We start from the raw sequence: 14429 nt of genomic DNA, 5'->3' as shown, positions 1-14429 counted from the left end.
CTCCAGAGGAGTAAATTTATTTGATGAGAGAATGATAGAACAAACCATTAAATAGGTGAAACGGTTTGTTTTTATAAAATTAATCGGTTTTACAAATCAAATGATTAAATTTCTTTCTAAATCATAAATATATGGACGTATATTAACATTAAAATGATTTATTTCGTACACACATATCGTGATAAATCCCTCATTTTTTAATTTTTTATTGAAATTACACCAACCCTATACAAGACCCAACGCACGCCCTGATCAATTACAAAATCTTTATAAAGCTTTAAGTTTCATTTCAGCAAGTCGGCATTAAATCAAATGAAATATCAGGTGATTTGACTGCTTTTGAGATCCATCAATAAAGCCGCAATCTATTCCTTGCATCAATCAGCCATCGATCTACATGTATAAAAATCAACAGTGAGCAGAATAATGAAAATTGAATTTGTCTTTGATATTGTTTATCCCATGAGTTATGTGGCGTTTCAAAAGTTGAAGCAAAACTGGAATGAACATACCGCAACGCGTGTAGAGCTATTGCCGATTCAGCGTGTTCCTGAAATTCCTGAACAAGGCTTAGATGTGCTGCAGTATTTAACCGATAAGTATGGCGCGAGTGCCGCAAATCGAAAACTCGAAATGACAAAGTTTGCCGCTTATAGCGAAGATGTGATTGTCAATATTGAACACATGAAACGTATGCCAAACAGTCAACTGGCACATCAAGCTATATTGGCCTTGGACAATATTCTGGACCAATATGCCCTGACCCAAGCCCTATTCCATGCATTATTTGCACACGGTCAAAATATTGCTGATATTCACGTTTTAAAAAGCATCATTGAAGGCATTGGTTTAGATGGCTCAAAAGTACTGCGCTCAATTCAACATAAAGATATTGCAGACCGTCAGCATGAAATTACACAGTATGTAAAATCAAAGGGACAGCACCCCATTCCTTTTTACCTCGTGGATGGCGAAGTGAATGATCAGACTTTTTCTACACAGGAACTCCGACAACTTTTTCATCGCGCAAGTTAATCTACCCCAATATCAAAAAATCCCCATACAATGTGATGGGGATTTTTATTCTGAGTAATGCAATGATCTAAAAAGAAAATAGGCGTGTTAATGAAGTCCCTGCTCAATTCGATTTATCCGTGATTTGAACTGCTGAGATAGTAGATACAAAATTAAGCTCAAAACCAGTGTGAGTACCATCACGACGATCAACACCCAACGTACAACAACTTCTACTACATTGGCTTGCTGAACTTGTTTTTCCACGCTTTGCGCCATCGGTGTCATGGTTTTATCAAATAGCTGATTTTGCATCGCCCAGAGCTGTTCAGGCTGAAAACCGTATTCACGGAATTTTGCTGGATTTTGTTGCTCGGCATTGATTAAGGATTGCACCAAAGGAATTGCTGTCGCACGATCTACAGGCTTATGCATCAAAGCAGCTTGTGCAAGTAAATAGGCTTGCACGGGTTTTGCCAATTGTGCATCTTCCATCTCGAAAGCCAGCTGGCTTTCTTGAATATTTTTTTCATAATGTACCAATTTTTGATCTGCTGCACGGTCATCATGATTAAGGTCATATTGCACATAAGTTAAGCCTGACCAAAGCACGATAAACGATAAAATCCAGCCGACAAATTTCAATACAAATGATTGGAAGCGAATTCTAAAAAATTGAAATTTCCTTAGAAATCCAACCAAGAAAAATGCGCCAATAAATGAAACGATGAGTTTGAGAAATAACCAACCAATAAAGGATAAAAAGTTTAAAAAATAGTCGGAGGACTCACCAAGTTGATATGTCAAATCACCTGCACTGACGGGAATATGCAGTTGCTGTACGCTAGAACTTAGGCCAAAAAAGCTATAAACCATATCATGCTGAATAAACAACATCACAGCTGAAACGATCAGCACAGAAACACTGGTTAAGGTCAATAACGTCAAATTGCGTTGACGCTTCTTAATGGTTTGAAGCCCTGTTTCCAGTTGCTGCGGATTTAGCGCATATTCATCAATGGGAGGCAAAGACATACTCCTTCAGATTATATTTTCACCTCCCTCACCGTTTATGAAGAAGGGTTTGAACCACTCGATTCAATCACTAAATGATTCAAATTGTTTTGTAAGGCACGAATACGTGTCGTCGCTTCTTCACGCTTTTGTACACCTTCTTTCTGAATTTGAATCACATCATTAACGGTTTTAATGAGGGTATTTTGCACATGTTCAAGTGTTTCGATATCAATCACTGAACGCTGATTGGCTTTTGCTGTATCGACAGAATTTTGATGCAACAAATCTGCATTGCGTTTTAACAGGTCATTGGTCGCATCATCAATGCTATTTGCCAATTGCACGCTGTTCTTTTGTTCTTGCAATGAAATCGCCAAACTAATTTGGTTTTTCCATGCTGGTAATGTGATGTTTTTGATTGCATAAAACTTATCGACCAACATCAAATTATTGGATTGAATAATGCGAATCATCGGTAAGGTCTGCATGGCAGATTGTTGCAAGATCTGTAGATCACTCACTCGTTTTTCAAGATTATTGGCCAAATGATTGAGGTCATAGACTTTTTGCGTAGTGGTTTGATCTTGAACTTGGGTAGTTAAACTTGCAATTTCCTGTTGGATTTCCTGCTCTTTCAACTTACCTGCGGCGATATACACACCTAATTGTTTATATTCGTCTTGTACGCCTTCAAACATTTTATCTAAGGTATTTACACGCGCTTTTAAGCCATTTTGCGAAGTTTCAATTTCTTTAACTAAAGCATCAATTTGCTCTTTAGTGGTATTAAAGTGCTGATCAAAACTTTGCTTGGCACCTTTAAATTTACTCAGTAAACCACCAAAAAATCCTGAGCTTTTCGATTTATTTAAAATGCTCGTGGTATTCAATTGCTGTGCGACTTGTACCACCTGATTGAGCTTTTGACCTGTCGCATCCAGATCTTTATTTTGCACCAAATTTAATAATTCATCGGTATAGGTCGACGTCTTGGTGGCAATGTTTTTACCATATTCGGCAACACTATTATGACTTAAATCTGCCAATTCCTTACGTGCAGCTTCGACTTCGTGAAAATCGGAAGTTTGTAAGCCAATTTCCTGTAAATTGAGTTGCTGAAACTTTTCTTCAGTCAATTCTTTACTTACTTCAACGGGTAAATTTTTGGCATCTAAATCGGTCATAACTCACCTTATATTTCTAAGACTTAGAGGAATTCTCTAATGATTTTTTTAAAGTTTTAATCAAATTTTCACGGCTATTATCAAGCTTTTCCAATGAACTTGTCGAGTTACTTTGACGACTTTGTTTCACATGATATTGCCATGCCGGAATCAACACTTGCTGAGCTTCCTTATATCGATCTAATAAACCAAAAGAAAGCTGCTGAGAAAGCTGCATTTGTGTAATTGCAATATCATTACTGGCTTGTAAGGTTTGCAACGTATTCACCTTTTTCGATAAGCGTTCTGCAAAGTTATCAAGCGGATGCTGATTTTTAACAAACTGTGGGTATTCCAGCAAAAATTCTTCAGCCGCGACGATATAGCGCGCCATTTGCTCACGTAAACCCTGTAATTGATTAAAACGTGCTTGGGACTTTTGAATTTCTAACTGTAATTTTTGGCTCAGATGATTTGCCCGATCAAGCAATTGATCCAAATTTTTATAATATTCAACTTGTCCTGAACCGTACTCCAAATCAATGCCTAACCATTTTTGCAAGGCATTAAATTTGCGTGTTTTTAAATATTTTTTTGAATTGGCTAAGGCTTGAATCAACTGCTCAATGGTTTGACTAAGTTGCTTCGTCAACTGAGGGTCAACACCATCTAGCAGTACCGACTGTGCTTGAATTAATTGATCTGCATAATGATTTAGACGATATTGATCGGTCAGTAATGGCACAAGGTCATTCCGCTTAATCGAAAGCACTTCCGCCCGATCTACCGTAATATCCTTTAACGGCACCAATACATCAATTTGTGACATAGCCAATTAAACTCAATAAAATCATTTTTATACTACAAGTTTTGCCATAAAAGTCTTGTAGTATTTTGCAAAAAATACATCTATTTCATCAGTCAAATTTCGCCATCAAATTCAACCGTTGCATATAGATCCGCCAAAGCAGCCATACAGCATCATTTCAACGGATATGATGACCTACACAGATGAATTCAAGCTTAAGACACCCAAAGATTCAATCTAGATTTAAATTAAACAACTGACTCTACATGAATTATTATCAAAATTATCGTAAAATTTAATTCATATACCTTAGAACCAAATATTAGATCAATAATTTTAGAGGCTTAAATGGAACGTTTTTTCCATAACACAATGTATGCAGCACGTTGGATTCTGGCTCCCGTGTACTTTGGTTTATCCTTTGCACTGTTACTGCTCGCGATTAAATTTTTCCAAGAAGTCATTCATGTCCTTCCGCATATTTTAGAATATTCAGAAGCTGACCTGATTTTAGTCATCCTCTCTTTGGTAGATATGACTATGGTGGGCGGACTGATTGTAATGGTGATGTTTTCAGGCTATGAAAACTTTGTTTCGCAATTAAAAATTAATGAATCGACCAATCGCTTGAACTGGCTCGGCACCATGGATGCCAATTCATTAAAACTCAAAGTTGCAGCATCAATCGTGGCAATTTCTTCGATTCATTTATTACGTATTTTTATGGATGCGAAAAACATCCCTAATGACAAAATCATGTGGTACATCATCATGCATTTAACCTTTGTTTTTTCTGCTTTTATGATGGGATATTTGGATAAAATCAGTAAGCACTAATCTAAAAACAAGTCCAATGAAGCCATTTGCGATCATGGCTTCTCGTCAAATTTTAAATCTAGTTATTCATCTAGTTCACTCATTTGCCTTAAACGCTCAAGATCCAATATCACGATTTGTCCATAATTCCACGCGATCACTTGTGTTTGGACAAATTGCTGCAGATGTTTATTCAACGTTTGGCGTGAAATATTAAAAGACTCTGCAAATTCCTGCTGACTGAGTCTCAAAGGAATTTCCTGCCGACATCCATATTGCTCATAGAGTCGAATCAAATGTCTAGCAATACGCTGCTCTAGCGTTGCCGTTCGCAAATAACGATTATGCTCAAACATCAAATACATGCGTCGACTGAGAGATTGCACGACATTCCAAAGCGCCTTCGGATCACGCTGTAAAACTGCTAAAAACCTTGTTCCAGAAATGATTGCCACCTCGACGTGTGTCGCAGCAAAATAATCATAATTCAAAGGCTTTTGTTGTAAGAGTGCGACAAAATTAAATACCGACTGGCGACGAATATAATCATTGACAATCAATTCACCATTATTTTGCAACCAACCAATTTGTAGCGTACCTGAAAGCAAAATATAAATATCTTGCACGATTTGTTGTTGTTTTAAGATGTGCTGCTGCGCATGAAACCGTGAATATTTCACCTGTTGCACAAGCTGTTCTAAAGTCTGATCGCTAAAGCCCTGAAAGATGTCTTCATTACGTAAAATTTGCAACAAATGCTGTTGGGCGGTGTTCTTTTGATCGCTCACGTCTATAAAAAAATGCCTAAGATCTCATTGATCTTAGGCAAGTGCTTAAAAATGTAAAACCATTGTTTTTCGCATTATTTATCTGTTTTTATGCTGTTTTAAATGACGCTCTCATACTTAAGATGCTTTCTCATAAATACGGCCTGCTTCTGAACGCAAGTTTGAAATATCGGTGTTTTGAATATTTTTCAGTACAGTACTCGGCTGACCATTTACATCGACAGGTACATCACCCTCAATGGTGACACGTGAGGCGATACGTAACTCATCACCATAGTCATTGATGGCACGATGCTGCGTTGCACGATTGTCCCAAATGGCAACATCACCAACCGCCCAGCGCCAACGCACAATATTTTCCCATTGCACGATTTGCTCTTGAAACAGTTTAAATAAACGACGTGACTGTGCCGGACTATATCCACTGAAGCGTTTAAAGAAGTGACCTAAAACCAAACTTTTTTCACCTGTTTCAGGATGTACACGCACCAATGGATGCTCGGTTTCCACTTCTACCGCGGTACGGAATAAATGGCGACCTTCTTCATTGTACTGACCTTTGGGAGTCGCATAGTCATAACTATTACTATGCACCGCGCGTAATTGTTCCGCCAGTTTTTGCAGCTCCGGACTTAAATCTTCATAAGCCGTCACGGTATTGGCCCAAACTGTATCGCCACCATGTTCAGGTGCAACTACATTTCTTAAAATTGTGGCTTTGGGATAATTGGGTAAAAATGTAATATCGGTATGCCATGAATCTGCGCGCCCACCACGTGAGTCAATTGACAACGTATGTGCTGTACCATCTTTGAGTGGCACACTTGGGTGATTCAACGGATTTCCTAAAAGTCGTGCAAAGGCTTCTTGTTCTAAATCGGTGAGATCTTGCTGCCCACGCACAAATACAACTTTATATTTTAATAGTGCATGATTAAATTCATCGACCACGCTTTTGTCTAAACTTCCAGACAACTGAATGCCAGAAATTTCGGCACCAATACGACCGGTTACAGGTTTTACTTCAATATGCTGATATTGATAGTCTGGATTGTAATGATTCGATTCTAATTGTGTCATAGGGCTCTACCTTATTCTTCAAATTATTAAGCAACGATGGTGTTGTTGAAATAAAGTGTGCCGACTTCGTGCCCATGACTCTGTCAATTATTTGACAGTTTTCCCAAGTTAAACTGCTATGGTTGTAATGAAATCTGCTTAACAACATTTACACATTTCATATCTAAAAATGCAATAAAGAAAAAATAAAAAAGCCATCGGTATCGATGGCTTTGTGTGCGGAATTTATCTGTACATCGCAGCGGAATTATAGATAATTCCCTTCACGCTCAGGTTGATAGAGCACTTTAATGATTTTGACTTTCATGGTATGACCATCAGGCTGCGGCCATTCTATTTCCTGCCCTTCAGCCAAACCTAAAATGGCAGCGCCCACTGGAGCCAAAACATTGACTTGACCTTTATCGCCACGAAAATCATGTGGATAGACCAGTGTAATTTCGGTTGCTTCTGTCGCAGGTGCAATGTTAATGAGAACTTTGGCATTCATACTCACCACATTGGCAGGGACATCTTGTGGAGCAACCACTTCAGCGCGCGCCATCTCATCTTCCAAATGCTCCATCGTCGGCGTCAACTTAGACTGATGCTCCAACATGGTTTCTAAGCGATGTAAATCTTGTTCTGAAAGAATAATATTGGGTTTTTTCATATAAAGTTCCTTTGCGACCTTGCCAACAGATCTATAGCGATGGGCAAATTTTTTGTTATCTCTTATTCCGTTATATCAGAAATATAAATGTTTAGATAACTTTTGAATTTTTCTGATGACATAAAAAAAGCCCCCTTGAGGGGGCTTTTCTCAAGTCTGTTTTATTTTGCGTAAACTGGGAATTTAGCGCAAACAGCAGCAACTTTTTCTTTCACTGCAGCAATCACAGCTTCGTCACCTTTGCTGTCTAGAACGTCAGCGATCCAGCCTGCAAGGTCACGTACTTCAGCTTCGCCAAAACCACGTGTTGTTACAGCAGGAGTACCGATCCGGATACCAGAAGTCACGAATGGAGAACGTGGATCGTTTGGTACTGAGTTTTTGTTCACAGTAATGTGAGCAGCACCTAACCAAGCATCGGCATCTTTACCAGTAATGTCTTGTTTAATTAAAGATAATAAGAACAAATGGTTCTTAGTACCGCCAGAAACAACATCATAACCACGTTCGATTAGAACTTCAGCCATTGCTTGCGCATTCTTAACAACTTGTTGTTGGTAAGCTTTATATTCAGGCGCCATTGCTTCTTTGAAGCAGATCGCTTTAGCCGCTACAGCGTGAACTAAAGGACCACCTTGGTTACCTGGGAATACAGCTGATTGTAATTTTTTCTCGATTTCTTCGTTTGCTTTCGCAAGGATTAAACCAGAACGTGGACCACGAAGTGTTTTATGAGTAGTCGTTGTTGTTACGTCAGCAATTTGTACTGGGCTTGGGTAAACACCAGCAGCAACAAGACCAGCTACGTGAGCCATATCTACGAATAAGTAAGCACCAACTTTGTCCGCGATATCTCGGAAACGTTGCCAATCAACAACTTGGCTATACGCAGAGAAACCAGCCACGATCATTTTTGGCTTGTGTTCTTCAGCTAAACGTTCAACTTCTTCATAGTCGATTTCGCCAGTTTCTGGGTTCAAACCGTATTGAATTGCGTTGTAAGTTTTACCAGAGAAGCTAACTTTAGCACCGTGAGTCAAGTGACCACCGTGAGCCAAGCTCATACCTAAAACTGTATCGCCTGGGTTAAGTAGCGCAAGGTAAACTGCAGAGTTTGCTTGTGAACCAGCGTGTGGTTGAACGTTTGCATAATCTGCACCAAACAATTCTTTAGCACGGTCAATGGCCAATTGTTCGATCACGTCTACATACTCGCAACCGCCATAGTAGCGTTTACCAGGGTAGCCTTCTGCATATTTGTTAGTAAGTTTTGAACCTTGAGCTTCCATTACTGCAGGTGAACAGTAGTTTTCTGAAGCGATTAACTCAATGTGCGCTTCTTGGCGAGCATCTTCATTCGAGATCGCTTGAGCTAATTCAGGGTCAAATTGAGCAATAGAGGTGTTGGCAAACATTAGCGAGGTCCTATTAAATTAGGGCTTTTAAGCCGTGCTAAGATTGGCGCGTATTGTAGCATGAAGTTTTAGAAATAAGAGAGGGAAGTTTGTGCTGTTTTTAAATAAATAATGCCCGTGTTGAATGTACACGAGCACTATTTAAGTCAAATCAACTTATTGATTTGGCATGAGAGTCTCTACATCTTGCACAAAATTTGCCAGATTATCGGTATAAATACTAATATGATCTGCTGTCGCTTGCTCACGATAGTCAATTGATGTTCCAGGCTTAGCCAGGCTAATCATAAATTTAGTCGCATCTGCTGGAATGGTCTGATCCGCTTTACCTTGATAAATGATGATCGGCGTTTTCACCGCTGTCGTTAAAGGCTGTGAACCTTCACTCATAAAGTTTTGGATTGGCTTTAAAGTTAAGAAATCTGACTGCGTGCGTCCATAGTTATCCAAAGTCGTGTTCTGACTCGCATAACTGAGCATGTCATCTTGAATTAACTTGGTTAACTCACCTGAACACACTGTTTCAGCTTGAGGTGCAATCGCAGCCAAATGTCCACTAAATACTTTTGAATAATCCACACTGTTTTTATGTCCTTGCATACCGGCAATGATTTGCGCAGTAAAACTGTCTAAAGGTGCATAGATCATACTTTGCACAGTTGCAGGTTTACCTACTGCTAACTTCTCGCCTGCGTCAAGAATGAGCGCAAGATTATTTGCAGGTGCTATGGCAATCGTTCCCTTATAATTTAAGTCAGCACGCGATGCGAATTCAGCTGCACCTAATACGGCTTGACCACCTTGAGAATGTCCGATCGAAAGCCAATCCTTCGACACCGTTTTACCTTGACTGGTTAAGTAACTTCGAGCAGCGACAACGGCATCGGTAATCGAAAAGGCTTCACTTTTTAGATTCAGATAAGGATGGTTTTCACGTCCACTAGGTTCCCCTAATCCTTCATAATCAGGTGCCACAACGACATATCCTTTTGCCAATAACATTTGCAATAAATATTCAGTGCCTTGCAAACCTTGTCGGCTCGGTGCGCATTTATCAGCCACACCGGTCGTTCCATGTGCCCAAGCCACAATTTTCCAACCACCTGCCGGAGCAACAGTTTTTGGGGTAAAGACTAAGGCTGTGGCTTGAACAACTTTGCCATCTACTCCTAGCATTTTATAGGTCATCAAACGGCTGTCTGCACTCACAGCAGACATATTGTCTTGACTATAGGCGGTTGTAGTTACCACTGGATTTTTGATCTGATTGAGATCAGCGTTTGTTTCAGGGTTACTAAATTGTTGGTCATTACTATCATTACCGCAGGCTGCTAAAAATAGCGCACTGCTGACTAAAACCGTTAAACGCAGCATTTTCATTCCATGATCATTTTGTTTGTTGTTTTAAAGTCAATTTTTCATTGAATATGAATCATTAAATACATGGAACAAACTTTTGTTCAAGCCTAATTTTTAAGCAACTACTCTTATTTTAATATACTAAAATAACCTTGAATTAACACTTTGTTTTAACTTGATATTAATCAACAGTATCCGAATACATCAGCCACCCCGATCTCAGAAAAATGGCTGAACTTATATTTCTGATCATTGGATACAGATTGGGCTATTTTTCGGAGGTTAAAGCAAAATGTAAAATCAACAAAAATGCTGTACCCCCTGCCAACTACACAAACATATGCACAAAAGTAAAGCCGAAAAACCACCATGCCATTGATCGTGAACATACTCTAGTGCTTAATCCACTTAGCGACATTTTTGGATATCAAGATGGACAAAAGCCTTTAAAACAAGTCGATTTAGAAGATGGTTTAGCTTTGTCCCGCTGTAAAGGTTTTATTTCGGCAGATGCGATAAAAGCAGATTATTTAAACACTGCGCAGCCATCTTCATAATATTCCTACAAATAATCACAGCATGGGTTTGTCAGTATGGATGTGATCATGTACATTCATAAACATTATTCAACATGCTGGAACTGGACATGCAAGCCATCATTCTCGACACAGAAACCCATACACTAAATGGACAACCCATCGAGATTGCCTATGCTCCAATTCAGGTGGCAGATGCCAAAATCACCTTAGATAAATCTAAAATTTTTGATCAACTATATCGTTGTGATGAAGCGATTTCTTTTGCAGCGATGGCTGTTCATCATATTTTAGAATCAGATCTTGAAGGTCAGCCCCACTACAGCAGTTTTGAACTCCCATCAGAGACGACATATATCATTGGGCATAATATCGACTACGATATTCGAGCGCTCGAAAAATGCGGTGTAGATAGTTCAAAAATCAAAGCCATTTGTACCCTTGCGCTAGCTCGTCGTGTTTGGCCTGATGCAGAAGCGCATAATATTTCTGCCTTGATATATATGATCACCAAAGGCAGTGAAAAAGCCCGTGAAATGATCCGTAAAGCTCACCGCGCAGATATGGATATTATTTTAACTGCCAATATTTTGATGCATATTGTGCATCACTTAAAAATCAACAGCATCGAAGAATTATACGAAGCTTCGGAAGATGCTCGCATTCCACGCAGTATTAATTTTGGTAAACACCGTGGTACCGCAATTGCAGAATTACCTGCGGACTATGTGCAATGGCTATTACGTCAAGATGACTTAGACCCTTATTTGCGCAAAGCTTTAGAAAACTCTGCTGTCATTACTCTATAAATCATTGATTGTTTAATATTTTCTTAATATTACTGTCATTATCACTGCATAGGATTGCCTTAATTCTTTTGAGCTATGGAATTAAGGCATGTTCAACTATCAAAAAACTGAGCTGGGTTTTCAAACTTTAAAAGACCGACAGCTCGCATTAAATGCAAGACAACGTCGTCTGCTACTCTTAATTGGTAGTGATGACTTTAACCAAATGCCAGTGCATTATCAGCAGCGGATTGCTGAAGAGACATTGCTCGAGCAACTAATGGAACTTGGGCTGATTCAGCCAATTACAGCACATGATCATCAACGCCTTCAAAAATCCGATTTTTCTGCTTTTAATACTCCTAAAAAAGCGCCTAGCAATACGTCCGATCTCAATAACCTTAGCCTTGCATCTGATCTCACAGCGCAAGAACATGTGACTTTTAATGAACTTTCAATGCCTACAATGGAAGTTCCTCAGACTCAGACACAGTACGCACTGACGACCTCCCTACCAATGGATGCGATGGGCTCTACACCCCATCAATTCCCACAATCCACACCTGAAACTACGACAACAAACAATCCTGTATTGCCAGAAAAAACCGTTGATTTCATCGAGCACGATTTTGATGAGTTACAGAATTTTATGTGCAGTTACTTACAGCGTTATTGTGGGCTGATGGCAAAAAAATTAATGCTTAATATTCAACAGGCCACGGACATTGCAGAATTAAAAGCCTGTCAGATGCAATGGATAACCTGTCTAAATGAATCCAATATTCAACCTAAACTCTTACAACATGCATTACAGCAAATTAATTACAGTCTAAAAAATCTGCAACAACTGGTTTAACTTAGAGACTTTTCCTCACTTCTCATTCAAAAAACAACTTAATGAGGTGAGTTATTCTTCACAAATATCAATATAAAGAATTGAATTTTATTAACTTTATCGATTCACTTATTTCTTTTATGGTTTTAACTGCTGTTTTATACGACCTTCCCCTAATGTCAATCAACAGTAAAAAATCGCAAGAATAAAACCGACCTCCCAGCGTTTGAGCATGTCAATGTCACAACAATTTTGTTTAGAATTTGATTCTTTCGATAATCCTATGCAACTCAGCAAAATTGGCAATTGGGTATTTACCTTCTTAACCTCACAAGACGAATTGCCTAATGTTCAATTGGCCATTACCTATGTCATGCCACGAAAAATTAGTGATGAATTACAACCTCGACGAGTGGTCATTCAAAATACCGCCATTGAAACAATTTGGCGTATAGAACAAGTCGAATGCTTCAACAGCCAAACGAACCAAGAACTCACCTTTACAGCAGCGGAACCTCAAGCTCAATTGGTTTTAAACAGTATCATTGAGGAATTTGCCCGTTATGATGTCCCATTGGTATTCAAGCCGCTTTAATTTAAAGCGAATTCCAACTTATTTTTCATAAAGATTTAAGCTGTCTCAATGATTTAACCAAAGTTAGCTAGACAGACATTAAATGAAAAATAATCCATACAGATTATTATTGCTCAATTCGTATACACTATTCCTGCTCAATAATTTTTGACCATGGATAATAAAAATGAATTTAGCCAATTATTCTAATGATCAGGCACTCATCCTTTTCAACCTATATAGCAGCCTAGAACAATGTCTAGATGCGATTGGACATCTGCACCTTGGCCCTAAACTAGTGCTGACCGACCATGATGTATCGAAAGATCATATGATCGTGCAACGTTTTCAAGCTGGGGTTTTAACTCAAGAAATCCAAGTACGTAAACAAGACGTTGAACTGTCTTCTAGCAACCCGATGACGCGCTATCAGTTACTTTCATATATTTTGAATCAATTTAAAGCAGATCAAACAGCTTAAATTTCAGTCTCTAAAAATAAAAAACTCACCATAAGGTGAGTTTTTTTTATTCATTCAATTTAAGCTTCTAAAAGCTTGTAAATACTGTCCGATTTTTGACTTTCAAAAAGTAGTTCGATACTGGGTAGGATGATTTCACCTGCAATAATGATATGTTCAATGCGATGAAATAGCGCTCGAGAATCTTCTTCTGAAGGATTACGCACCAAAGCTTGTGCTTCATAAACCTGACTAAATTGGTCTTTCACTTTAATATCGATCATCTGTGTCATAGTGACGTCTCTACTTGTTTTAATAATTGAATTTTTTATATCACACCTTTACGCAACAACCTGCTTTGTAAATGTTAGATTTCATGGCAATGTAAACTTATTTTACTTTAGTAAATATATATCAATAACATAGATTGACTATTTAATTATTGTTTGACAAAAACACTATATTTTCACATTTTGAAAGACATTAAAAAGCCCGCATTGCTGCGGGCTCTATGTTGGAAGGCTAGTGCTGATTTCTTGTTTGTAACATTCAAAAACATCTTAAATATTACTAAACTCAACGAGCTGTCATTGATCCGTCCAACTTATTGGTAGCGTCGTTTTATGACCTACCGTGATTTAAATATAGCACTTTTTTACCCCTTGCCAAGGGGGCGTGACACTTCTAAACATTTGATCAAATAAAATACAATTGATATTTTTTCAAAATAAGCGATCATAGCTCGGCCCAATGCTTGTGAAAGATTTAAATAAATAGGCCATTAAAAATAAATTCAACACTATCAATCTATAAACATTCTTTTCTCTTACTTTTAATTCAACCTTTGACAACCCTTGCATTAATTTCTGACTTGAATTTTAAGTCTGATATCCATTTTTAGCATTGCTTAAAAATACTAATGAATAAGATTGCCGTCTCAAATTAAAATCTAAGACAAAAAAAAGCCTCTGTATCACTACAGAGGCTTTTTTGAATATGGCGGAAGCGGTGAGATTCGAACTCACGGAGGACTCGCGCCCTCGTCGGTTTTCAAGACCGGTGCATTAAACCGCTCTGCCACGCTTCCATGTGCGCCATAATACGGAGGTTTTATTCATCTGACA

At 38.5% G+C, this 14429-nt stretch carries 16 protein-coding genes and 1 tRNA gene; 7 read left to right on the top strand and 10 right to left on the bottom strand.

The features are described 5' to 3' along the window. The first annotated feature begins 426 nt into the window (after nucleotides 1-426). A complete protein-coding gene (locus FTU64_RS12745; RefSeq protein ID WP_078192895.1) occupies nucleotides 427-1035 on the top strand; it encodes a DsbA family protein in 609 nt (202 codons plus the stop codon). 87 nt (nucleotides 1036-1122) lie between these two features. Here the strand turns inward: FTU64_RS12745 and FTU64_RS12740 are convergent, their stop codons facing one another. The 3 genes from FTU64_RS12740 to FTU64_RS12730 are packed head-to-tail and all read right to left on the bottom strand — an operon-like array spanning nucleotide 1123 to nucleotide 4023. After that, nucleotides 1123-2043 carry a hypothetical protein gene (locus FTU64_RS12740; protein WP_180059898.1) on the bottom strand — a complete coding sequence of 307 codons (921 nt, stop codon included), beginning with the start codon at nucleotides 2041-2043 and terminating at the stop codon, nucleotides 1123-1125. A 41-nt stretch (nucleotides 2044-2084) separates the two neighbouring features. Continuing rightward, nucleotides 2085-3215: a toxic anion resistance protein gene (locus FTU64_RS12735; protein ID WP_078189120.1), complete on the bottom strand. Its 1131-nt coding sequence runs from the start codon at nucleotides 3213-3215 to the stop codon at nucleotides 2085-2087. Between the two features lie 16 nt (nucleotides 3216-3231). Continuing rightward, nucleotides 3232-4023 (bottom strand): tellurium resistance protein, encoded by a 792-nt coding sequence (locus FTU64_RS12730; protein ID WP_078189121.1) that lies wholly within the window; start codon nucleotides 4021-4023, stop codon nucleotides 3232-3234. A 327-nt stretch (nucleotides 4024-4350) separates the two neighbouring features. On the opposite strand from FTU64_RS12730, the gene FTU64_RS12725 reads away from it, so the two are divergent. Further along, on the top strand, nucleotides 4351-4839 hold the full coding sequence (locus FTU64_RS12725; protein WP_078189122.1) for a TIGR00645 family protein: 489 nt from the start codon (nucleotides 4351-4353) through the stop codon (nucleotides 4837-4839). Between the two features lie 62 nt (nucleotides 4840-4901). Here the strand turns inward: FTU64_RS12725 and FTU64_RS12720 are convergent, their stop codons facing one another. From FTU64_RS12720 to FTU64_RS12700, 5 genes are all read right to left on the bottom strand, one after another. Then, on the bottom strand, nucleotides 4902-5606 hold the full coding sequence (locus tag FTU64_RS12720; RefSeq protein WP_180051207.1) for a Crp/Fnr family transcriptional regulator: 705 nt from the start codon (nucleotides 5604-5606) through the stop codon (nucleotides 4902-4904). Nucleotides 5607-5723: 117 nt separating this feature from the next. Further along, a complete protein-coding gene (locus tag FTU64_RS12715; RefSeq protein WP_180009479.1) occupies nucleotides 5724-6686 on the bottom strand; it encodes a TauD/TfdA family dioxygenase in 963 nt (320 codons plus the stop codon). A 247-nt stretch (nucleotides 6687-6933) separates the two neighbouring features. After that, nucleotides 6934-7338 carry a nucleoside diphosphate kinase regulator gene (gene rnk, locus FTU64_RS12710; protein ID WP_078192900.1) on the bottom strand — a complete coding sequence of 135 codons (405 nt, stop codon included), beginning with the start codon at nucleotides 7336-7338 and terminating at the stop codon, nucleotides 6934-6936. A 161-nt stretch (nucleotides 7339-7499) separates the two neighbouring features. Next, nucleotides 7500-8753, bottom strand: a complete 1254-nt coding sequence (gene glyA, locus FTU64_RS12705; RefSeq protein WP_111885761.1) for a serine hydroxymethyltransferase — start codon at nucleotides 8751-8753, stop codon at nucleotides 7500-7502. A 156-nt stretch (nucleotides 8754-8909) separates the two neighbouring features. Beyond that, entirely contained in the window at nucleotides 8910-10133 is a 1224-nt protein-coding gene (locus tag FTU64_RS12700) for an alpha/beta fold hydrolase (RefSeq protein ID WP_180055958.1), read from the bottom strand. A gap of 206 nt (nucleotides 10134-10339) precedes the next feature. On the opposite strand from FTU64_RS12700, the gene FTU64_RS12695 reads away from it, so the two are divergent. From FTU64_RS12695 to FTU64_RS12675, 5 genes are all read left to right on the top strand, one after another. Further along, entirely contained in the window at nucleotides 10340-10669 is a 330-nt protein-coding gene (locus FTU64_RS12695; protein WP_180008264.1) for a hypothetical protein, read from the top strand. Between the two features lie 89 nt (nucleotides 10670-10758). Beyond that, complete coding sequence (locus tag FTU64_RS12690; RefSeq protein WP_180004204.1) at nucleotides 10759-11457, top strand: 3'-5' exonuclease; 699 nt, start codon at nucleotides 10759-10761, stop codon at nucleotides 11455-11457. A gap of 88 nt (nucleotides 11458-11545) precedes the next feature. Then, a complete protein-coding gene (locus FTU64_RS12685; protein ID WP_180055959.1) occupies nucleotides 11546-12292 on the top strand; it encodes a hypothetical protein in 747 nt (248 codons plus the stop codon). 217 nt (nucleotides 12293-12509) lie between these two features. Next, nucleotides 12510-12866: a hypothetical protein gene (locus FTU64_RS12680; protein ID WP_180008268.1), complete on the top strand. Its 357-nt coding sequence runs from the start codon at nucleotides 12510-12512 to the stop codon at nucleotides 12864-12866. 166 nt (nucleotides 12867-13032) lie between these two features. Continuing rightward, nucleotides 13033-13326, top strand: coding sequence for a hypothetical protein (locus FTU64_RS12675; protein WP_111885765.1), 294 nt, complete (start codon nucleotides 13033-13035; stop codon nucleotides 13324-13326). 59 nt (nucleotides 13327-13385) lie between these two features. On the opposite strand, the gene FTU64_RS12670 is transcribed toward FTU64_RS12675, so the two are convergent. Both FTU64_RS12670 and FTU64_RS12665 read right to left on the bottom strand, forming a co-directional pair. Further along, entirely contained in the window at nucleotides 13386-13598 is a 213-nt protein-coding gene (locus FTU64_RS12670; RefSeq protein WP_078189132.1) for a hypothetical protein, read from the bottom strand. A gap of 704 nt (nucleotides 13599-14302) precedes the next feature. Beyond that, nucleotides 14303-14392, bottom strand: a tRNA-Ser gene (locus tag FTU64_RS12665). Nucleotides 14393-14429: the final 37 nt, after the last annotated feature.

The organism is Acinetobacter sp. YH12128 (assembly GCF_013418655.1).
GTDB lineage: Bacteria > Pseudomonadota > Gammaproteobacteria > Pseudomonadales > Moraxellaceae > Acinetobacter > Acinetobacter amyesii.
Note: the sequence above shows the minus strand (reverse complement) of the source record. Positions and strands in the feature narration are given on the sequence as shown.